This is a genomic window from Streptomyces sp. NPDC030183 (genome assembly GCF_055573455.1).
The window spans coordinates 241,880-262,993 of the sequence record NZ_JBVIBK010000002.1 but is presented as its reverse complement, the minus strand read 5'-3'; the positions used below and the strand labels follow the sequence as shown (position 1 = coordinate 262,993).

18 protein-coding genes are annotated in these 21,114 nt (G+C 70.4%); 8 read left to right on the top strand and 10 right to left on the bottom strand.

Going from position 1 to position 21,114, the window contains the following annotated elements:
* Complete coding sequence (locus tag ACZ4Z2_RS04055; protein WP_468072098.1) at positions 1-513, top strand: hypothetical protein; 513 nt, start codon at positions 1-3, stop codon at positions 511-513.
* 295 nt (positions 514-808) lie between these two features.
* Here the strand turns inward: ACZ4Z2_RS04055 and galK are convergent, their stop codons facing one another.
* The 3 genes from galK to galT all read right to left on the bottom strand — a co-directional run bounded on the left by galK (position 809) and on the right by galT (position 4,199).
* Positions 809-2,044, bottom strand: a complete 1,236-nt coding sequence (gene galK, locus ACZ4Z2_RS04050) for a galactokinase (protein ID WP_468072096.1) — start codon at positions 2,042-2,044, stop codon at positions 809-811.
* A gap of 134 nt (positions 2,045-2,178) precedes the next feature.
* Positions 2,179-3,141 (bottom strand): UDP-glucose 4-epimerase GalE, encoded by a 963-nt coding sequence (galE, locus tag ACZ4Z2_RS04045; RefSeq protein ID WP_468072094.1) that lies wholly within the window; start codon positions 3,139-3,141, stop codon positions 2,179-2,181.
* Positions 3,138-4,199 carry a galactose-1-phosphate uridylyltransferase gene (gene galT / locus ACZ4Z2_RS04040; protein ID WP_468072092.1) on the bottom strand — a complete coding sequence of 354 codons (1,062 nt, stop codon included), beginning with the start codon at positions 4,197-4,199 and terminating at the stop codon, positions 3,138-3,140. Before galT ends, galE begins: the two co-directional genes overlap by 4 nt.
* A 206-nt stretch (positions 4,200-4,405) precedes the next feature.
* Between galT and ACZ4Z2_RS04035 the strand changes: the two genes are divergently transcribed.
* The 6 genes from ACZ4Z2_RS04035 (at position 4,406) to ACZ4Z2_RS04010 (ending at position 10,675) form a co-directional block, all read left to right on the top strand.
* A complete protein-coding gene (locus tag ACZ4Z2_RS04035) occupies positions 4,406-6,076 on the top strand; it encodes a sodium:solute symporter family protein (protein WP_468072090.1) in 1,671 nt (556 codons plus the stop codon).
* A 20-nt stretch (positions 6,077-6,096) separates the two neighbouring features.
* Entirely contained in the window at positions 6,097-6,498 is a 402-nt protein-coding gene (locus tag ACZ4Z2_RS04030; protein WP_468072088.1) for a hypothetical protein, read from the top strand.
* Between the two features lie 505 nt (positions 6,499-7,003).
* A complete protein-coding gene (locus ACZ4Z2_RS04025) occupies positions 7,004-7,144 on the top strand; it encodes a hypothetical protein (RefSeq protein WP_468072086.1) in 141 nt (46 codons plus the stop codon).
* 173 nt (positions 7,145-7,317) lie between these two features.
* Complete coding sequence (locus ACZ4Z2_RS04020; protein WP_468072084.1) at positions 7,318-7,548, top strand: hypothetical protein; 231 nt, start codon at positions 7,318-7,320, stop codon at positions 7,546-7,548.
* A gap of 918 nt (positions 7,549-8,466) precedes the next feature.
* Positions 8,467-9,285, top strand: coding sequence for a hypothetical protein (locus ACZ4Z2_RS04015; protein WP_468072082.1), 819 nt, complete (start codon positions 8,467-8,469; stop codon positions 9,283-9,285).
* A 1-nt stretch (position 9,286) separates the two neighbouring features.
* Positions 9,287-10,675 carry a hypothetical protein gene (locus tag ACZ4Z2_RS04010; RefSeq protein ID WP_468072080.1) on the top strand — a complete coding sequence of 463 codons (1,389 nt, stop codon included), beginning with the start codon at positions 9,287-9,289 and terminating at the stop codon, positions 10,673-10,675.
* A 100-nt stretch (positions 10,676-10,775) separates the two neighbouring features.
* On the opposite strand, the gene ACZ4Z2_RS04005 is transcribed toward ACZ4Z2_RS04010, so the two are convergent.
* The 6 genes from ACZ4Z2_RS04005 to ACZ4Z2_RS03980 form a co-directional block, all read right to left on the bottom strand.
* Positions 10,776-11,024, bottom strand: coding sequence for a hypothetical protein (locus tag ACZ4Z2_RS04005; RefSeq protein ID WP_468072078.1), 249 nt, complete (start codon positions 11,022-11,024; stop codon positions 10,776-10,778).
* A 104-nt stretch (positions 11,025-11,128) separates the two neighbouring features.
* A complete protein-coding gene (locus ACZ4Z2_RS04000; RefSeq protein WP_468072076.1) occupies positions 11,129-11,812 on the bottom strand; it encodes a helix-turn-helix transcriptional regulator in 684 nt (227 codons plus the stop codon).
* Between the two features lie 271 nt (positions 11,813-12,083).
* Positions 12,084-14,033, bottom strand: a complete 1,950-nt coding sequence (locus ACZ4Z2_RS03995; RefSeq protein ID WP_468072074.1) for an outer membrane protein assembly factor BamB family protein — start codon at positions 14,031-14,033, stop codon at positions 12,084-12,086.
* Between the two features lie 79 nt (positions 14,034-14,112).
* Positions 14,113-15,864, bottom strand: a complete 1,752-nt coding sequence (locus ACZ4Z2_RS03990) for an outer membrane protein assembly factor BamB family protein (protein ID WP_468072072.1) — start codon at positions 15,862-15,864, stop codon at positions 14,113-14,115.
* Positions 15,865-16,224: 360 nt separating this feature from the next.
* Positions 16,225-18,048, bottom strand: coding sequence for an ABC-F family ATP-binding cassette domain-containing protein (locus ACZ4Z2_RS03985; protein WP_468072070.1), 1,824 nt, complete (start codon positions 18,046-18,048; stop codon positions 16,225-16,227).
* Positions 18,048-18,626 carry a DUF2269 domain-containing protein gene (locus ACZ4Z2_RS03980; RefSeq protein WP_468072068.1) on the bottom strand — a complete coding sequence of 193 codons (579 nt, stop codon included), beginning with the start codon at positions 18,624-18,626 and terminating at the stop codon, positions 18,048-18,050. The genes ACZ4Z2_RS03985 and ACZ4Z2_RS03980 overlap by 1 nt, the downstream gene beginning before the upstream one ends.
* 148 nt (positions 18,627-18,774) lie before the next feature.
* Here ACZ4Z2_RS03980 and ACZ4Z2_RS03975 point away from each other — a divergent pair, with 148 nt between their 5' ends.
* Positions 18,775-19,458, top strand: a complete 684-nt coding sequence (locus tag ACZ4Z2_RS03975) for an SMI1/KNR4 family protein (RefSeq protein WP_468072066.1) — start codon at positions 18,775-18,777, stop codon at positions 19,456-19,458.
* 204 nt (positions 19,459-19,662) lie between these two features.
* Here ACZ4Z2_RS03975 and ACZ4Z2_RS03970 read toward each other — a convergent pair whose 3' ends face one another.
* On the bottom strand, positions 19,663-21,018 hold the full coding sequence (locus tag ACZ4Z2_RS03970) for an acyltransferase family protein (protein WP_468072064.1): 1,356 nt from the start codon (positions 21,016-21,018) through the stop codon (positions 19,663-19,665).
* Positions 21,019-21,114: the final 96 nt, after the last annotated feature.

The window sequence follows — 21,114 nt, the reverse complement described above, 5'->3', positions numbered from 1 at the left end:
ATGGGACTCTTCGACAAGCTGACCGGAACCAAGCATCCAGACGGTGGTGTTGCGCCTCGCTCCCTTGAGGAGGTCCGTGTGGCCTTGCTCAGTCTCAACCGTTCCGACGTCCCCTACGTCATCCGTGACGGCTCCGGGGACGAAGCCGACCTCGTGGCCGAGTGGCGGATGCGGGAGCCTGCCTGGCAGACGCTGTTCCTGGAATCTCAGCTGACTCGGGCGATCAGAATCCGGATGCGCCTGAACGCGGTCGACCACGAAGTGCGTGCTCTCGAAGAGCAGTGGGAGGTCACCCGCGTCGGAAATCCTCCCCGGCTCGCCATCTCGTCCGGGTACTCGCGCGGGCCGGATCGAACCATCTCCCGCCACTGGACGATCGAGCGGGCAGAAAGTGGCCGCGTCGAAGCGACCGAGACTTTCCGCTTTGACGGAGCAGACCTACGGAGACCACTGCGCGGCGCGGTCCTCGAGTCGGGCTGGACGTGGCGCGGAGTCGTCTTCGGCAAGTTGTGAGTCGACCGGCGGCGTCACGCCTCGATGAGCGCAGTTCGAGGCCCCGCGCTCGCACGTTCAGCAGGCGTGGAGCGCCCACCCTGAGTTCCGCCGGTCTCTTCCGACCTGCGCGCGATTTCTCGCGCGCATGCGGGCTCGCACCCAGGCGTGGGGCTCGGGGGCCATCGTCAGTGAGCTTGTTGTGGGTGTCGGCGGGCGTTCGCGGGTGAAATCACACCGCTGCGGAGCCGCGCCCTTCCCGCGGTGTGCGTGAAGTCGTACGTCGTCGGCCGGGCGCGGCCCTGGGAGGGGCGGGTCAGGACAGTCGCCGTGCCCCCGCCGACGGCACCGCCACGAACACCCGCGGGGCCGTGAAGTCCGCCGCCGCGAACGCCTCCTCGATCGCCTTCGTGACCGTGTCCGCGTCCGCCGACTCGACCAGGACGATCGCCGAGCCGCCGAAGCCGCCGCCCGTCATCCTCGCGCCCAGCGCGCCCGACGCGGTCGCCGTGTCGACGACCAGGTCCAGCTCGGGGCAGGAGATGCGGAAGTCGTCGCGCAGGGACGCGTGGCCCTCGACCAGGACGGGGCCGATCGCCCGCGTCTCGCCCGCCTCCAGCAGCGCCACCACCTGCTCCACCCGGTGGTTCTCCGTCACGATGTGACGGACCAGGCGGCGGACCTCCTCCTCGTCGCCGAGCCGCTCCAGGGCCGCGTCGAGGTCGTCGTACGCCACGTCCCGCAGGGCGTCCACGCCCAGCAGGGCCGCGCCCTTCTCGCAGCCGGCGCGGCGCTTGCCGTACTCGCCCTCGCTGTGGGAGTGCTTGACCTGGGTGTCGACGACCAGCAGCTGCATGCCCTGCGCCGCCAGGTCGAAGGGGATCTGCTTCTGGGAGAGGTCACGGGTGTCGAGGAACAGGGCGTGGCCCTGCTCGCAGCACGCCGACGCGGTCTGGTCCATGATGCCGGTCGGCGCGCCGACGTAGACGTTCTCCGCGCGCTGGCAGAGGCGAGCCAGCTGCCAGCCCTTCAGGCCGAGGTCGAAGAGGTCGTTGAGGGCCAGGGCCACCACGACCTCCAGCGCGGCCGACGAGGACAGGCCGGCGCCCGTCGGGACCGTCGACGTCAGGTGCACGTCCGCGCCGGTCACCGCGTGGCCGGCCTCGCGCAGGGCCCAGACGACGCCCGCCGGGTACGCCGTCCAGCCGCGGTCCGTCTCGGGGGCCAGCCCGTCCAGCGCCAGCTCCACCACACCGCCGTCCACGTCGGAGGAGTGCAGGCGCAGGACGCCGTCCGTGCGGCGGGAGACCGCGGCGACGGTGGTGTGCGGGAGGGCGAAGGGCATGACGAAGCCGTCGTTGTAGTCGGTGTGCTCGCCGATCAGGTTGACCCGGCCCGGCGCCGCCCACACCCCCTCCGGCGCCACCCCGTACAGTTCCTCGAAGCGCTCGGCGACAGCGACCTCGGCCCCGGACTCCACGGCCCTGGACTCGACGGCCCCGGCGTCCACGGCTCCGACCCCCACGGCCTCGCCCTCTACGGCCTCGCTCATGCCCTGACCTTGCCCTTTCCTTGCCCACCGGCCGACGATCCGGCCGAACCCACCGACCGCGACACCGGTCGAACCTACCGGCCGCCACCCCGGCCCACACTCACCCGCGCACAACTCTCCGCCCGGGGACGTCCTCACCCCGCCTGTCGCCGCGCGAACTCCCACGCGTCCGCCACGATCCCCGCCAGGTCCGCCCGGGACGGGTTCCAGCCGAGGCGGTCGCGGGCCGTGTCGGCGGAGGCGACCAGGATCGCCGGGTCGCCGGCGCGGCGCGGGGCGACCACCTCCGGGATGGGGTGACCGGTCACCTTGCGGACCGTCTCGATGACCTCGCGGACCGAGAAGCCGTTGCCGTTGCCCAGGTTGCAGATCAGGTGCTCGCCGGCCACCGCGGCGTCCAGCGCCAGCAGGTGCGCCTCGGCGAGGTCCGCGACGTGGATGTAGTCGCGGACGCAGGTGCCGTCGGGCGTCGGGTAGTCGTCACCGAAGACGGAGATCGCCTCGCGGCGGCCCTGCGCGACCTGGAGGACCAGCGGGATCAGATGGGACTCGGGGTCGTGGCGCTCGCCGCAGGAGCCGTAGGCGCCGGCGACGTTGAAGTAGCGCAGCGACACCGCGCCCAGGCCGTGGGCCGCCGCCTCGCCGGTGATCATGTGGTCGACGGCGAGCTTGGTCGCGCCGTAGGGGCTCGTCGGCCGGGTCGGCGCGGACTCCACGATCGGGGTCGTGTCGGGCTCGCCGTACGTCGCCGCCGTCGAGGAGAAGACGAGCTTGCGCACGCCCGCCTCGCGCATCGCGCCGAGCAGGGCCATGGTGCCGCCGACGTTGTTGTCCCAGTACTTCTCGGGCTTGACGGCCGACTCGCCGACCTGCGAGAACGCGGCGAAGTGCAGGACGGCGTCGAAGGAGGCGTCCAGCCACTTCGCGGCGTCGCGGATGTCGCCCTCGATGAAGGTCGCGTCCGCCGGTACGCCCTCGCGGAAGCCCGTGGAGAGGTTGTCGAGGACGACGACCTCGTGGCCCGCCTCCAGCAGATGCTGGGCGACCACGCTGCCGACGTAACCGGCACCGCCCGTGACCAGGTACTTACCGCTCATGAACTCGCTACCTCTCGCAGTCGCTCGGCCGCGCGCTCCGGCGGCACGTCGTTGATGAACACGTTCATGCCGGATTCGGAACCCGCGAGAAACTTCAGCTTGCCGGAGGTGCGGCGGATGGTGAAAAGCTCGAGGTGGAGGGCGAAGTCGTCGCGGTTGACGCCCTCGAACTCCTCCAGCGCGCCGAACGGTGCCTGGTGCCAGGCCGCGATGTACGGCGTGGGCGGTTCACCTTCGCCGAAGATCCGGTCGAAGCGCCTCAAGAGTTCCAGATAAACCTTGGGGAACTCTGTACGCGCGTCCTCGTCGAGGGCCAGGAGGTCCGGTACGCGACGGCGGGGGTAGAGGTGGATCTCGTACGGCCAGTGGGCCGCGTACGGCACGAACGCCACCCAGTGCTCGGTCCGGAGCACGACGCGGTCGCCGGCCAGTTCGCTCTCCAGTACGGCGTCGAAGAGGTTCTCCCCGCCGGTGGCGTCCTTGTGGGCGGCGAGCGAGCGCAGCATCAGGGCGGTGCGGGGGGTGGTGAAGGGGTAGGCGTAGATCTGCCCGTGGGGGTGGCCGAGGGTCACGCCGATCTCCGCGCCCCGGTTCTCGAAGCAGAAGACCTGTTCGACGGAGGGGAGATGCGACAGCTCCGCGGTGCGGTCGGTCCATGCCTCCAGGACGAGGCGGGCCTGCTCCTCGGTGAGGTCGGCGAAGGACGCGTTGTGGTCCGAGGTGAAGCAGACGACCTCGCAGCGGCCCGAGTCGCCGGCCAGTGACGGGAAGCGGTTCTCGAACACGACGACGTCGTACGAGGAGTCGGGGATCTCGCTGAGCCGGTCGCCCTGGGAGGGGCAGAGCGGGCATTCGTCGGCCGGCGGGTGGTAGGTGCGGCCCTGCCGGTGCGAGGCGATCGCGACGGAGTCGCCGAGCAGCGGGTCCCTGCGTACCTCCGAAGTGGTGACGGTGCGCTCCAGGGGCCGCTTGTCCACCGCGTCGCGCACGGTGTCGTCGCGCAGGTCGTAGTAGATCAGCTCACGACCGTCGGCCAGCCGGGTCGAGGTCTTCTTCACGCCGGACTCCCCATCCGTACCCGCAATCGAGCGATCAAGCCGTCGAGCGATCAAGCCATCACGCCGTAGCCATCACGCCGTAAAGCCATCACGTCATCCGGCTCACCAAACAGAACCGAACACATCAAAGCACAAGTCCCCACGCCCGTCACCATCACAATCAAACAAAGATCACCACAAGGCCAACCGACCGAAGTGAGCCGCGCATGCAGAATCTCGCCGCCGAGCTACGGCTCCCCACCGACTGGCTCGACTACACGATCCTCGCCGTCTATTTCGTCGTGGTCCTCGGCATCGGGTTCGCCGCCCGGCGGTCGGTGCGCACGAGCCTCGACTTCTTCCTCTCCGGGCGTTCGCTGCCCGCCTGGGTGACGGGGCTGGCGTTCATCGCGGCCAACCTGGGCGCCACCGAGATCCTGGGCATGGCCGCGAACAGCGCGCAGTACGGCGTCTACACCACGCACTGGTACTGGATCGGCGCCATCCCGGCCATGGTCTTCCTGGGCCTGGTGATGATGCCCTTCTACTACGGCAGCAAGGTCCGCTCGGTACCGGAGTTCCTGCTGCTGCGCTTCGACCGGGGCGCGCATCTGCTCAGTTCGATCCTGTTCGCCTTCGCCGCGATCCTGATCGCCGGGGTGAACCTGTACGCCCTCGCCATCGTCGTCGAGGCGCTGCTGGGCTGGCCGGAGTGGGTGTCGATCGTGGTGGCCGGGTTCTTCGTCCTCGCGTACATCACGCTGGGCGGTCTCTCGTCGGCGATCTACAACGAGGTCCTGCAGTTCTTCGTGATCCTCGCCGCGCTCATCCCGATCAGCGTGCTCGGTCTGAAGAAGGTCGGCGGCTGGGACGGCCTGTCCGACTCACTGACGGCGAGCAAGGGCCCGGACTTCGTCACCGCCTGGGACGGCACCGGCATCGGCAACGACAACCCGCTCGGCGCGAACTGGCTGACGATCGTCCTCGGCCTCGGGTTCGTCCTGTCCTTCGGCTACTGGACGACGAACTTCGCCGAGGTGCAGCGCGCGTTGTCGGCGAAGAATTTGTCGGCGGCCCAGCGCACCCCGCTCATCGCCGCCTACCCGAAGATCTTCATCGTCTTCCTGGTCATGATCCCGGGGCTGGTCGCCGCCGTCCTCGTGCCCGGGTTCGGTACGGCCGAGTCGGGCTACCAGTACAACGACGCGATCCCGTACCTCATGCAGGACCTGCTCCCGAACGGTGTCCTCGGCATCGCCGTCACCGGGCTCCTCGCCGCGTTCATGGCGGGCATGGCGGCCAATGTGTCGTCCTTCAACACCGTGTTCACCAACGACATCTGGGCCAAGTACGCGGTCCGGGGGCGTGAGGACGAGTACTACGTCCGCTTCGGGCGGCTCATCACGGCGATCGGGGTGCTCGCGTCGATCGGGACGGCGTTCCTCGCGTCGTCCTTCTCCAACATCATGAGCTACCTCCAGACGCTGTTCTCCTTCTTCAACGTGCCGATGTTCGTCGTCTTCATCATCGGCATGTTCTGGCGGCGCGCGTCGATGAAGTCCGGCTTCTGGGGGCTGCTCGCCGGGACGACGGCCGCGATGGTCAACTACTTCGTCCTCTACAAGCGGGACGTCCTCGACATCCCCACCGACCAGGGGGCCAACTTCGTCTCCGCGATCGCCGGATTCGTGGCGGGCGCGGTGGTGATGGTCGCGGTCTCCCTCTTCACCGCGCCCAAGCCGGAGGAGGACCTCCAGGGGCTGGTGTACGGGACGCGCTCCCCCGGCATGGAGGAGCCGCCGGCGGAGGGCGACGACGCGTGGTACCGCCGGCCGGCCCTGCTCGGCTGGGGCGCGGTCGTGCTGGCCGCCGCCTGCTACATCCCGTTCTCGTTCTGACGACCGGAGGACCGACACCGATGTCCGACTTCCCCGAGCCTCCCGAGCACTCCGGGCGCCACGACGACGCCGAGCACGGCGGGCGGGAACACCCCGATCACGCCGCCCGCTCCGGGTACTCCGAGCGCGACGTCCAGCGCGAGGTCACCGAACTGGAGGGCAGGTCCACCACCGCGGCCCGCCTCTTCGACATCCGCCGCATCATCGGCGGCCTCTTCGTGGTCTACGGCGTCATCGTCACCCTCGCGGGCATCACCGCGTCCGACGCCGAGATCGACAAGGCGGAGGGCGTCAACATCAACCTGTGGACGGGCCTCGGCATGCTCGCGCTGGGGGTGTTCTTCCTGGTGTGGCTGTGGATGCGACCGATCCGACCGGCGGAGCAGTCCGAAGCGCTACCGCCGGGGGATGCCCTCGGGTGACCGCCGAGTGAGGGGCCGGGAGCCGCACACGGCTTCCGGCCAGCCGGCGCTCTCACCCCCTCGCCGGCCTGCTCCACCACCTCAAGGCCGGCCGCTGAGGGAAACCCCGGTGACACGCGGGGAATTGCCGGGTGGTGGGGCTGAAGTGCGGCTTCCTACCGGTGGGTCATGCCCCCTCACCCTTACTGCCCGAGGCAGCGTCCACCGCACAGTCCGGCGCACCGGCGCCGCCACGACCGCCCTTCTCCCCCTCGCCCTCCTCGGCATCCTCTCCCCAGCCCACGCCCACGCGGCAGCGGCCATCCTTCACCGCGACGCCGACGCCGTGCGGGACAGCGGGGTCACCGGGGTGTCCGTCCGGGTGGACCCGGCTCGTGCTGTGCGGACCGCCCGAAGCGGGGTGGGGACGTGCGGCCGGTGCCGCCCGCCGAGTACATCCGGATCGGCAGCACCACCAAGACGTACGTCGCGACCGTCCTCCCACATCGCGGACGCCGTACCGGACATGAGCGCCGCCGGATACCTCAAGCACCGGTCCACCGCGTACACCTCCCGGCAGCGCGTCGCCTTCGCCATGACGCGTCCGCCCGTCTTCGCGCCGGGCGCCCGCTGGGAGTGCTCCAACAGCGACTCCGTGCGCCCGTGAGCAGGAGCGGCCGCCGTCCGACCCGGTCGGCGAGCCGGGCTACGGGAAGGGTGACCGCGATCCCGGCCGCCGCCCCGATGGTCGTCGCCGTCAGCATCGTGTTCCGCTGCGGGATGCCGAGCGCCCTGGGCCCGTAGGACCGACGCCGCGCGCTGTACGCGGCCGTCCCCGACGTGGGCCCTTCGCTCGGCTTCCTGCTCTCCGGCGCCGTCATCGTCCCCACGCTCGACATCGTCGGCAGGGACGGCTTCACCGAGTGGGCCTGGCGGGTTCCGTTCCTGCTCAGCGCCGTGCTCGTGGGGGTGGGACTGTGGGTGCGGACGACGGTCGCGGAGTCGCCGGTGTTCCGGGCGGACACCTCCGGCGCTACGCGCGCCCCGGCATGGGCCGAGGCGGAGGAGTGATCGAGGCGCTCATCGGCCAGAGTTGGGACCGGGAGGTCGAGGCGCGGATCCTGGTCCGCTGCGGCTCACCCGGACGTACACGCCGGGCGACGACACCCCTCTCCCTCGGCCCCACGCCCGCAACTGCCAGCAGTTCGAGGCGGTGGACAGGGGAGGCGGGCCGGCGTCCACGCGGACGGCGTCCGCCTCCGCACCGGGTTCCCTCACCGACACCACCCTCGCCCACCCCGCTTCGACGGGGCCGCCGACGGGTCGGTCATCAGTACCGCCGCCCACACCAACCGCTTCTTCTCCGCGCTCCTTGCGGCTGGCTCCTCGCCCCCGCCCCGCCGGCGAGATGCGGCGCACCGTCGCCGTGCCCGACACTCCCGGCGAGGTACCGGGCTCCCGGTACGGGCTGGGGCTGGGGCTGGACCTCGATGAGCTGCGGCGGCGGCTGCTGGGGGCACGGCGGCAGCGGCTTCGGCTTCCTGGCGTGGCCCGCGACAACCGCGGACGGCCGTGTCTCGGTGACCGTCGCCGTGCACAACCGACCCGCCGACGAGGCAACCGCCGTCCGGCAGATCCAGGCCCTCACCGCCTTGGTCGACCACACCCTGGCCCGGGCCCAGGAGGGAGCAGAAGCAGCAGGTGACATAGGGAACGCAGGAAGAGCAGAAACCTCGACAAACGAGCATTTCGGCTTCACGTGTGGAACATCCCGGTCGGCTCGACCTACACAGGTCCATGAGCCGCAGCAGCGGCGGATCCTGGCCGCCTGGAGGGGAAGTGGAGCGGCAGATGCCATCGGACGGTGACGAACAAGCATCGGGCGCGAGCTCGACAAGAGCGATGCCCGAAGAAGGGGGACAAGGCCAGAGTTCGGCGTCGGACGAAGAGCGGACGGAGGGCGGAGCGCCTGACAATACCGAGGACTCGGTGGCAGCCAAGAAGGCTACCGCCGAGTCTCGGTTGTCTGCCGACCGCGCCCTCGTGGAGCAACTTCGAGCTGACGGATTCCAGGGACCGCGGTGGGATCTGTTCATCGGGAAGCTCACCGCCTATGGGCGTAATTTCCTGCACAAGACGATCTGCGACAGCAGCATCTTCCAACGGTGCAAGGATCGTGGACGACCGGTCGGCACCTCACGGGAGCGCGCTCTCCTGCGCGATCACGTGACCGCCCGCGAAGGGCTGGTCATGGACGTCCTGGCAGTGGTCGCGGAACGCTTCCGCGAGCACGCCCTGCGCGGCGGCCAATGGCAGCCGGACCGGGGCGGCCTGTTGCGGTCCTACTACGTCGGGGCGCTCGTGCTGGAGTTCCCCAACGCCTTTCGGAGGTGGCGTAGGCGGTGGGACGAGGACCGCAGACTGCGCGCCGTCAACTCGGAGGACCTAGCGGCCCTCGAACGCACCGCAGCGCGCATGTTCCTCCTGCATCCGCCCATCGACCCGATGAACCACGCGATCATCGTCGACTTGCTGGAACGCGTGCTCCAGCAAGCCGACGAAGAGACCCGGAAGATCGCGGAGCTGCGCTTCAAACTTGACTGGGAGTGGAGCGAGATCGGTGCCGCACTGGGCAAGAGCGGAAACTCCGCCAGTGAGAAGTGGCGCCGGTTCTGTGCCGCCGCGCGCAAACGCCAGGACGGCCTGGACAAGGCGTCAGACCTGGAGACGTCCAGCGGCCCCCGCACCCCGCCCCAACCACCTGTTCAGCGAAGAGACGAATCGGACGACCCTGAGAAGGAGGTCTGACATGCATGCGTCTACGGATGATCTGACGCCGCACCAGATGCGGACCGTCGCCGGTGAGGCACTGGCCTTGCTTCGGCAACTGGACCAGGTGGAGGTCGACGACAGCGGACAGCGAGCCCGCTGGATCGCTGCTCTGGAGCCACTGGCTGCGGCAACACCCCATGAGATTCCCCAGGACACAGAGACCCTCGCCGAGGTGACGGAGTACCTGGATCTGCTGGGCTCGTCTTCGCTCAGCCCTAGCATCGAGGACGACGAAGTGATCGCCGAGGACACGGCCGAATGGGCCGAACCGGCTGAGGATGACCAGCCTGAAGACGAGCTCTTCCCCTGCTCTGAGAAAGTGGCCGCGGTAGGAGCGCATGTCAGCGGCGAGGCCGACTCCGACTCGCCGCCTGCTGGATACGCGATGTCCGCGTTTGTCTCCCCGCATCGCCTGAAGGACGAGTCGTCGATGGTGGCCTTTGCCCAGTACGGCGACCACCAGCAAGACGACCGTTTCCACCACGGGGACAGCGACGACCACGACGACCACGACGACATCGAGCGGCTTGAGCAGTTGGTCGCACGGGTTGAAGCCGCGCGAGCGGCTCAGGGCACCGAGGGCCCCACGGGACAGCGCGCCGACGGCGACGGCGGGACGGACTCCTCGATGGCCGGGCTGCTGGAAGTGAAAAGGAATCTGCAGCAGGCCGAGATCGCCGTACAGCAAGCCGAACAGGAGGTCGCGGAACGAGAACTGAATGTACGGCAGAGCTCCTACGCTCATGACACCATGCGTGTGGCTGTGCGCCAGATCGAAGTCGAGGAGCAGCAGCTCCAGTTGGAACGACAACGGCTGGAGATGAGTGAGCGTGAGAGCGACCGCCGCTACTCGCTGGAACAGCAACGCTTGGACCTGCAGAACGCCCAGCAGATGCGTGAACTCGCCCTGCGGGAGCGGAACACGGAGATCGAGGCCGCCCGGCACGAAGGCGAAACTGCGGCACGGCAGCGGTCCTCAGCCCGCCAGCAGGCCACTTTGCAACTGACGGCGGGCGCCTCTGCCATCACCGTGACGAGCTGGCTGGTGTTTCCTGGCGCGGGCGCCGGGCTCTCTCTCCTGACCTTGTCACCGTTCCTGATCGCCCTGGGGGTGCTGTTCCTGCTCACGGCACTGGCACTCACCCGTACGCAACCGCCGAGGACCCCTGGGACCACTGGTGCGCGCCTGTCCTGGACGGACGGGGTGAGAGCCGTACCGTTGCTGCCGGTCGCGGCGCTCCTGGTCACGACGTCGGCCGTGTTCGCGTTCCTTTCGGTTCTGACTCCGAGAGAGCAACGCACACAACTCCACGAATACGCCCAGAACGCGCTGCGCACCGCGGAGCGCATCCTGCTGGGGGCGTGATCCTCGGCGTTCGAACCGGAGACGGATTCGCAGACCGGTCGGGGTGGCATCCGCGTGTGAAGGTGGATGCCACCCCGAACCTTCGGTTCCTCGACCCGAGTCAGCGCGTGGCGATCAGCTTGTGCAATACCGGAAGACTCATCCCCGCGGCGGAAGCTCCCGCGAGAAGAGCCATGGCAGTCGAATGCCCGTCGAGGTGTGTGAGCCCCCCGACGACCAGCCCGACGAACGCGCAGATCAGGAAAATGACCGCAGTGCGTACGCCGACCAGCGGCCCTTCGTCCTGAACCTGCGGGTCAGGGGTCGGTGAACCCGGATTCGGGTTCGGGTTCGGCGACGTCGTCATCATGGCTCCCGTCAGGGTCGAATGAGCGGACACCTTCTGACTAGGTACGGCCATGCGGCTCGATCCACGCCGAGCGGAGTTTTGCTCAACGCCGTTCCGGGCCCAGCTCACCCGGGGGGCGGCCCCACCGGTCCCGCCCTGTCCAGCAAGCCCGTGCGGGCCGCCAGGGCCGCCGCCTCCAGCCTTGAGCCCACGCCCAGCTTCATCAGGACCCGCTGGACGTGGGTGCGGGCGGTGGAGGGGGCGATGCCCATGCCCGCCGCGATCAGCCTCGTGTCCTCGCCCTCCGCGACGCGGACCAGGACCTCCACCTCGCGCGGGGTCAGCATCTGGAGCAGTCGCTGGCCCTCGTCGTCCGGCTGGACCGCCGGGTTCAGCAGTTCGCTGAACGCGCTCTGGAGCAGTTGCGGCGCCACCGCCGCCTCGCCCGCGCGGGCCTTCATGATGGCCCGCTCGACGCCCTCTATGCGTTCGTCGTGCCGTACGTAGCCGGACGCGCCGGCGGCGAACGCGGCCGCGATGCCGCGCGGGTTCGGCACCGGGCCGAGGACCAGCACCGCCACCTGCGGACGCTCGCGCTTGATCCTGACCACCGGGTCGAAGATGCCCGGCTCGGCGGGTGTCGCCGTGCCGAGCAGGCACACCTCGGGCGCCCGTGTGATCACCAGTTCCGCCGCGCCCGCGGCGGGTGCCGCCGCGGCGAGCACCCGGTGCCCCCGCAGCTTCAACGCCGAGGCCAGCGCCTCGGCGAGCAGTCGGTGGTCGTCGACCACCATGAGCCGCACTCCCATCGAGCCAGCCACCCCCCAGTCCCCCCAATGGTTGCCAACTATGGCCGCCCACCGGGCCTCACGGACAGAAGCCCCCCGACTCCGCCGTCTGCTCCCCCGCTCTCATGCCCCCGGAAGCTACACGCTTGTTCGACGTTGCGCTCCCCCTACCGGTGGGAAGTGCCCCGGATTACCGACATCCCTCCCCTTCGCGAGTGATGCGGTATACGTGCACGGCCCCACCCCTGACCAGGGGCGGGGCCGTCGCGCGGGACCCAGGGGGCGCGTGGTGTTACTTCGCCCCGAAACCGAGCGCCGTGTACTCCTTTTCGTCCTTGTCGTACGGCTTGCTGACCAGGTCCTTGCCGATGAAGAACCGTCCGTCGGTGTAGAGCATCTCGCTCAGCGTCGGCACCATCGCGCTGATCGCGCGGAGGACCGACTCGGACGACGGGGTCTCGATGAGGGTGGTCTGCTTCATTGTCCTGCCGTCGATGGAGACGACCTGGGCGCCCTTGTCGTACGGGCCGTCCTTGAAGGCGATGATGTTCGGGCCGTCCATGCGGATCGGGAACAGCTCGTAGTCGTCGCCCGCGTCCACCCGGTCGCCGGTGGGCTTCCCCGTGGCCAGCGAGAAGGAGACGATCTCGTTGGTCCGGCTGTAGGAACCGGTGCCGTCGTGGTTCTCGGTCGGCATGTACACCTTGTCGTTGCCGACGTAGATGCCCTTGCAGGCCCAGACCCCGCGGACCGGGCAGTCGTAGTTGTACTTCTTGTCCGGGATGGAGATCTTGGCGCGCAGCTTGCCCTTCTCGTCGAGCGAGAAGATGTCGCTGGTGCCGGTCAGCGGGATGTCGCTGCCGGTCACGACGCCGAACACCACCGGCTTGGTGGAGATGATCTTGGCGCGGTCGATGCCGTTGGGCAGCTTGTACGTCCACTTGACGCTGCCCGACTTCGGGTCGAGCAGCTGGATCTCGAAGGTCTCCTCGCCGTAGTCGCCGCACTTGCGGACCGCGACCAGCTGGGCGCCGCCCGCGTAGCCCTCGTCCGTGCACTCGCCGACCTTCGGCGACCACAGCACCTTGCCGGAGTTGACGTCGAAGGCGGCGCCGCCGGAGTAGCCGCCGGCCGCGGCGACCGTCGTACCGGAGATGGTGACCTCGCCGAACGGCACCTTGCTGCCGCTGACGTCGGCGGTCTTCGTCCAGATCTCCTTGCCGGTGTCGACGTTGAACGCGATGACCTGGGTGCACGCCGGACGCTCGTCCGCCTTGCTGCGCTTGGCCTCCTCGGTGATCACCACGGAGATCCCCTCCGTGGTGATCTCACGGGAGCTCGCGCAGGTCTGGCCGGGCAGGTCCAGCGTCCACTTGGCCTTGCCGCTGTCCGGCTCATAGCCGACGATCTTGTTCAGACCGGCCTTGGCGTACGTCTTGCCGGTGAGCCAGGACCCCTTGACGCTGTCGATCTGGCCCTTGTCCTTGATCTCGTGCGCCGGCACCTGGAAGAGGACCTTGGCGCTGGAGTTGGAGGGGGCCTTCTCCTGGGCCTCGGCCGGGATCTCCACACCGCCGGAGGAGGAGCCGCCGGAGGACGAGGTGCCGCCGTCGGTGCCCTTCGGGTCGTCCTTGCCGCCGGTCGTCCCCTCGGAGCTGGCGGTGTTCTTCTTGTCGTCGTCACCGCCCTTGGAGGCGGCGTAGAAGACGCCGCCGCCGACGATGAGGGCGATGGCGGCGACCGCCGCGGTGATGATGATCGCCGTGGAGTTGACCTTCTTCTTGCCGCCGGGAGCGTGCGGGTGCATCGCCATGGTCGGCGGCTGGTAGCCGTACGGCTGACCGGGCTGGCCGTAGGGCTGCTGACCGTACGGGCCGGGCTGCGGCTGCCCGTACGGGCCCGGCTGTCCCGGCTGACCGGGCTGGCCCGGGTAGCCGTAGCCGGGCTGCGGCTGCGGCGGGGGCGTCTGCGGGTAGCCGTAACCCGGGCCCTGGGCGGGCGGCGGGCCCTGCGGCGGGCCGGCGGGCGGAGGCGTCTGCGGGTAGCCGTACCCGGCGCCCTGCGCGGGCGGCGGGCCCTGCGGCGGGGGCGTCGGGGCGCCGAAACCGCCGGCCGGCGGGGGTGTGGGCGCGCCGAAGCCGCCCTGCGGCGGGGTGTCCTGCGGGGGCTGGGCCGGGGGCTGCGGCGGCTGGTTCGGGGGCGGGCCCGGCGGCTGGTTCGGCGGGGGCGGCGGCTGCGTCATGACGTGAATACCTCGGGACGGATGGTGGAAGGCGGATGAGGGACGAGGGGGAGGGTCGACCGGGACACCGGTCCCCGGCTCAGTTGCCGTAGGCCAGCATCAACTTCTCCTTCGACTCGCCCACGCCCAGCAGCCGGGCGGTGGAGATGTAGAAGCGCCCGTCCACGTAGGCGATGGCCTTCGCGTAGAAGGAGCTCTCGATCTTCGCGGCACTGCCCGGCATCTGCAGGAGCTTCGTCACCTTGGGCCTGGAGCCAGTCGTCGGGAACGACACGATCTGGCCGCCGTCGCCCTCGCGCGTCGGCTTGACGTACGCGATCAGCTTGGAGTTCTCGATCCTCACGGCCGACATGGCCGCGTCGGCGGGGGACTTGACCCGCCACTTCTCCTTGCCTGTGGACAGGTTGACCGCGACGATCTCGTTCGCGTCGTCCTTCGCCTCGGTCGGCAGGTAGAGCGTGTCGGCGTCGGCGGCGACACCGGAGCAGCCCTGGAGGTTGCGGGAGATGATTCCGGTGTCGCAGTCGGGCTTGATGGAGCCCTTGATGTCGAGCTGCGAGCGGGTGGAACCGTCGGCCTCGAAGGCGGAGATGTTCCACTTCTTCTCTTCCTCGTTGGTGAGGTAGAGGACGAGCGGGTTCAGCGAGTACACGTGGTCGACCCGCCAGCCCTTGGGGATCTTCCGCGTCCACTTGGCCTTGCCGGTCTTCGGGTCGAGCTCCTGGACCTCGTCGTGCTCCTTGTCGGCGGTGACCGCGCAGGAGGAGACGGCGACCAGACGCGCGCCGCCCGCGAAGCCGCCCGGGTAGCAGGACTGGCCGTAGTCCTTCTTGTCCCAGAGCTTCTTGCCGGTGTTGACGTCGTACGCGGTGCCGGACTGCGAGCGGCCCACCATGAGGGTGTCACCGGTGACGGACAGGCCGACGCTGATGTTGCTGTCGAACAGGGCGCCCTTCTCCAACTCGGCGGTCCAGCCCGTCTTCCCGGTGTTCAGGTCGATCTGCTGGAGCTGGTCGCACTCGGAGTCCTTGCGGGTGCCGCGCTTGGAGGCGACCACGATGTGGCCGTCCGCGGTCGGCTCCGGGGTCACCGTGCAGATCGCGCCCTCGAACTCGATGGGGTCCCAGGCCGGGTCGCCGCTCTGGACGTCGAACGCGAAGAGCTGCTTGTACGCGGCCTTCACGGCGACCTTGTCGGTGACCCACAGGCCGGGGGCCTGCGCACCCGAACCGGGGGCGTCCGGGGCGCTCTTGTACCAGAGCACCTTCGCCTCGCCCGCCTCGCGGCCCTCGTTGAGGTCGGAGATGTCGAGGTCGTCGCCGCCGCCCCCGCTGCCGTCACCCGGGTTGACGGGCGCGGACGGGGAGGAGGACGCCTTGGGGTCGTCGGCGCCCTTGCTCGCGCTCTCCTTGGCGACCGGCTCCTTCTTGCCGCCGTCGTCACCGAGGCTCGTCACCGCGAACACGGTGCCGCCGATCACGAGCAGTGCGGCCACCGCCGCGCCGATCGCCAGCGCCGGCTTGCCCTTGAAGGGGTTCTTGGAGCCGCCGCCCGACGGCGGGGTGGGCGCGCCCGGGTACTGCCCCTGCGGATAGCCGTAACCGGGCTGCGGCGGAGGGGTGTAGGGCCCCGGCTGCTGCGCGTACGGGCCGGGCTGCTGGGGGTACGGGCCCGACTGCGCGGGCGGTTGCTGCGGGTAGCCGTAGCCGGGGGGCGGCACGGGCGGGCCCTGCGGCGGAGGGGTCTGCGGATAGCCGTACGGCTGCTGCGGTCCGGGGTTCTGCGGAGCTCCGAAGCCGCCCTGGGGCGGCTGGTTGGGTGGCTGAGTCATCAGCGCGATTCCCCCTGTTTCGCTGCTTTCGAGCCACCCGTCGTCACGCGTGGTGTCGCTTCCCAAACTGTTGCCAGTCGGCTCTTTCTATCACTGCGACACGACCGCGCACGGGGCCGGTCGCTCCCCTGTTCCCAAGGGAGAACCGCCCCGTGATGCCTCCGTTACGCTCCTTCACGCCCCCTTCACGAGACGCACGCCCCTTGCTCCGCACGGCTTCGGAGGCCCAGGAGGGCGAGCGAACGCCGGGCACGGGCAGTGCCCTTGAAGGGGCGCGGGGAACTGCGCGACCAGCCCTGCACGACCGGCACCCGGCGTCGAACACCAGGGCCTAGGCCGAGGCTCCCCAGCCGGTTCCCGCTACGCGTCCTCGGCAAGTTCCAGCCAACGCATCTCCAGCTCGTCCTTCTCCCCCGCCAACACCCGCAGTTCCGCGTCGAGTTCGGCGACCTTGGCGAAGTCCGTCGCGTTGTCGGCGATCTGCGCGTGCAGCTTGGTCTCGCGCTCGGAGAGCTTGTCCAACTGCCGCTCGATCCTCTGGAGTTCCTTCTTCGCGGCGCGGGCGTCGGCCGCGGAGACGGTCTTCTCGGAGGCCGAGGCCGAGGCGGCGGTCCTGGCGGCGACCGGCGCGGAGGCCGCGGCGGCCTCCTCCATGGCGTGCCGCCGCTCCAGGTACTCGTCGATCCCGCGCGGCAGCATCCTCAGGGCGCCGTCACCCAGCAGGGCGAACACCCGGTCCGTCGTCCGCTCGATGAAGAACCGGTCGTGGGAGATGACGATCATCGAGCCGGGCCAGCCGTCGAGGAGGTCCTCCAGCTGGGTGAGGGTCTCGATGTCGAGGTCGTTGGTGGGCTCGTCGAGGAAGAGGACGTTGGGCTCGTCCATCAGCAGCCGCAGCAGCTGGAGCCGCCGCCGCTCACCGCCGCTGAGGTCGCCGACCGGCGTCCACTGCTTCTCCTTGTTGAACCCGAAGGTCTCGCAGAGCTGCCCCGCCGTCATCTCGCGCCCCTTGCCGAGGTCGACCCGGTCGCGGACCTGCTGCACGGCCTGGAGCACCCGCCACTCGGGGTCGAGTTCGGCGACCTCCTGGGACAGGTAGGCGAGCTTGACGGTCTTGCCGGTGACGACGCGTCCGGCGACCGGCTGCTTCTCGCCCTCGCTGCGGGCGGCGTCCGCCATGGCCCGCAGCAGCGAGGTCTTGCCGGCGCCGTTGACGCCGACGAGGCCGATGCGGTCACCGGGGCCGAGCTGCCAGGTCAGATGCTTCAGCAGCACCTTGGGTCCGGCCTGGACCGTGACGTTCTCCAGGTCGAAGACGGTCTTGCCCAGCCGGGTCGACGCGAACTTCATCAGTTCGCTGGTGTCGCGCGGCGGCGGCACGTCCGCGATCAGCTCGTTGGCCGCCTCGACACGGAAGCGGGGCTTGGACGTACGGGCGGGGGCGCCGCGCCGCAGCCAGGCCAGCTCCTTGCGGACGAGGTTCTGCCGCTTGACCTCCTCGGTCGCTGCGATCCGCTCCCGCTCGGCCCGCGCGAAGACGTAGTCGGAGTAGCCGCCCTCGTACTCGTAGACCGAGCCCTTCTGCACGTCCCACATACGGGTGCACACCTGGTCGAGGAACCAGCGGTCGTGGGTGACGCAGACCAGCGCGGAGCGCCGCTCCCGCAGGTGCTTGGCGAGCCAGGAGATGCCCTCGACGTCCAGGTGGTTCGTCGGCTCGTCCAGGACGATCAGGTCCTGCTCCTCGATGAGCAGCTTGGCGAGCGCGATCCGGCGCCGCTCACCGCCGGAGAGCGGGCCGATGACGGTGTCGAGGCCCTGCGGGAAGCCGGGCAGGTCGAGGCCGCCGAACAGGCCGGTGAGGACGTCCCTGATCTTGGCGTTGCCCGCCCACTCGTGGTCCGCCATGTCCCGGATGACCTCGTGCCGCACGGTGGCGGCCGGGTCGAGGGAGTCGTGCTGGGTGAGCACGCCGAGGTGGAGGCCGCCGGAGTGGGTGATCCGCCCGGTGTCGGCCTCCTCCAGCTTGGCGAGCATCCGGATGAGGGTGGTCTTGCCGTCCCCGTTCCGTCCCACGACTCCGATCCGGTCCCCTTCGGAGACGCCGAGCGAGACCCCGTCGAGCAGGGCGCGGGTGCCGTACACCTTGCTGACGTTCTCGACATTGACCAGGTTGACGGCCATTACTCTCCTGCCACGGGGACGATCGACCCTCCAGGGTAGTCGGCGGCCGTGCCGGCCGTGCCGGGACGCTTGCCCCGGCCCTGGGCGGCCGCCCGCAGCCGGCGGCCACGCCGGGTGAGCCCCCACGGCTTGAGCACCGAGATCACCGTCATCAAGACGTACGCGGAGAACGACACCACCGGCCCGAACAGCACGTCACCGGCGTCGGGCAGCGGTCCGCCCGCCGCGACGGCGGTGACCGCGCCGTTCACCCCGGGGCGCAGGGCGAGGACGGTGGCGGTGAGTGTGGCCAGGGTCAGCCAGAACTTCGTGTACACCCAGCGGTGCCTGGCCAGCCCCCACGCGGTGCCCAGCGACAGCGCCAGGCCGCTCAGGAAGGTCAGGAGCGCGACGGGGATCAGCAGCCAGTCCGCGAACAGCTTCATCGCGCGTACGGACGCCTCCACGGTCACCGCCGACCCGGCGGTGCTCGCGGTGGCCCCGAGCGCGAGCAGCCCGAGCGTGAGCCCGAGCCAGCAGGCGGAAACGGCGACGTGAACGACCAGGAGGGCCCGGCGTACGGGGCGACTTGTCCTCATACGGTCACCCTGCCGGGGGGCGGCGGGGGTGGTCGTCTGCCGGGGAGAGTATCCGCGCGTACGGGGGCGGGAGTACGGAACCGGGGGCACCCCGCTCCCGACGACGGGGCCGCCCGGCGTTGTCGGTGGCGGGGCGTACCGTGCGTCCATGGCTGAGGCGGATCAGGTGTGGGCTGGCGTACGGCAGCGGGTCGTGGCGTTGCGCGGGGAGCGGGCCGGCGGTGAGGTGTTCGGGGCGCACGGACACGGGTGGGCGCTGGAGGAACCGCTCACCGAGGACGCGCTCGGGGAGCTGGAGAGCCAGGTGGGGGTGCGCCTCCCGGAGGAGTACCGGTCGTTCCTCACGCGGGTCGGGGCGGGTGGGGCGGGCCCGGCCTACGGGGTGTTCCCGGTACGGCGGGTCGAGGGCCGCTGGCGCTGGGAGGGCGACGGCGCGGACCTCGCCGACCTGTCGCTGCTCGCCGAGCCGTTCCCCGAGAAGGGGCCGGACCCGGAGGCGCTGGCGGCACTCGTCGCCGAGTGCCCCGAGGAGGAGGACTTCGACGACCTCGACCACTTCGACACGGCGTACCAGGCGTGGGACGAGCGGCTGGAGGCCCTGCTGTGGGCGCCGGAGCGCACCGCGGGCGCGGTGGTGATCTGCCATCTGGGCTGCGCCCAGCGGGAGTGGCTCGTGGTCAGCGGCCCCCACCGGGGCACGGTCTGGTCCGACTGCCGGGTGGACGAGGTCGACCTGACGCCCCTCCTCGACGAGGCGGGCCGTCCGGTGACGTTCGCGAGGTGGTACCTGGACTGGTTGGAGAAGGCGGAGGGGATGGCGGGCGCCTCATAGCTCGGGATCCGCCGATGCACAGCGGGTGCGGGTGGGTGGGGGCTGGTCGCGCAGTTCCCCGCGCCCCTGGAGGGACGGGCCTGCGGCCCGCCCTCCCCATGAAAAGCACGGGGCGCAGCCCCGGCCGCTTTTCAGGGGCGCGGGGAACCGCGCGAACAACCACGACGGACCCGCAGTCGCCCCCGCACCCCCGGCCCCGAGCTACTAGGCGCCCCGGCCCACCCGCTCCACCAGCAGCCACCCCGCGAGGGTCATGCCCACCGCCGCCGGGGCCGTCACCTGGATCGCGATCAGCAGGGCCGTGCGCCCCTCGAAGAGTCCGCCGAAGCCGACCATCGACAGGCCGAGGACGCCGAACAGGCAGAGGGTCACCCCGAGGGCCGCGACGGGTCCCGCGTGCCCGGCGTGCGACGCCGCCCCGGCGGGGCGCCCCCGCCCCCGGCGGGCCGCGGGCCGTTCGAAGCCCCGGAACGCGGCCACCAGCGCGGCGGTCACGACGGCCGCCGCGGCGAGCCGCAGGGGCAGCTGGGCCCACCACGCACCGGTCGCCGGGTCCGGCAGAGACGTGTCGAGGGCGAGCAGCACCCCGTACACCCCGAGCATCGCGGTCAGGTGCCACAGGAACGCCGTCATCGAGATGCCGTTGGCCGCGACGACCGCCCGCCACACCGTCGGCCGCTCCAGCCACCGCGCGACCGGCCCGCGCACCCACTCCACCGCGCCGACCAGCCACATCCCGTGGCAGAGCAGCGCGAAGGTCGGCGGCGCCATGTTCGACACCTTCTCGCCGGGCATCCCGACCATCGACAGCGGGTACGGTCCGTACGCGACCAGCAGCGCGGCCCCCGCGAGGCCCGCCCCGGCGAGCAGGTACGGCCGCGTCAACCGGCCGTCGGCGCGCAGGAATCCGAGCTGGTGGACCGCGAGCCAGACGAGGGCGAAGTTCAGGAACTCGACGTACGGCACACCCAGCGCGAAGCGCAGCACGTCCACGGCGGCTGCCGCCGCGACCAGCCCGCCGAACGCGCCCCAGCCGTACCTTTCGTGCAGCCTCAGCAGCGGCGGGGTGAACGCCACCATCGCCAGGTAGATCCCGATGAACCACAGAGGCTGCGCCACCAGCCGCAGCGCCACGTCGAGCAGTCCGCCGCCCTGTCCGCCGAGCCGCAGCAGGACGGCGGCGGCGCCCCACACCCCGATGAACACCATGGTGGGCCGCAGCAGCCGCTGGAGGCGGGCACGGAGGAAGGCCGGGTAGACGGAGGCGGCTTCCGGGTCCTTGCGGCGCAGGGAACGGTAGGAGAGGGCGTGCGAGAAGCCGCCGACGAAGAAGAACACCGGCATGATCTGCAACGCCCAGGTGAGGATCTGGAGCCGGGGCTCGACGGCGAGGAGGTTGCCGACCTCCACCCGTCCGTCGCCGCCGGTCGTCACGGCCGCCATCAGCCAGTGGCCGAGGACGACCGTGCCGAGCGAGGCGACCCGCAGCAGGTCGACGTACCGGTCACGGGTGGACGGGGTGGCGGCGGCGAGGGCGCTCGCGCAGACGCTGGCAGTCATGGGAGTACCGTCGCGCGGGCGCACGGTGCGGGGGCAGCGCTCAGGTACTCAAGTCGGCTCTGAGTACGTGCGGTTGGGCCCCCGTGGGAGCCCGCA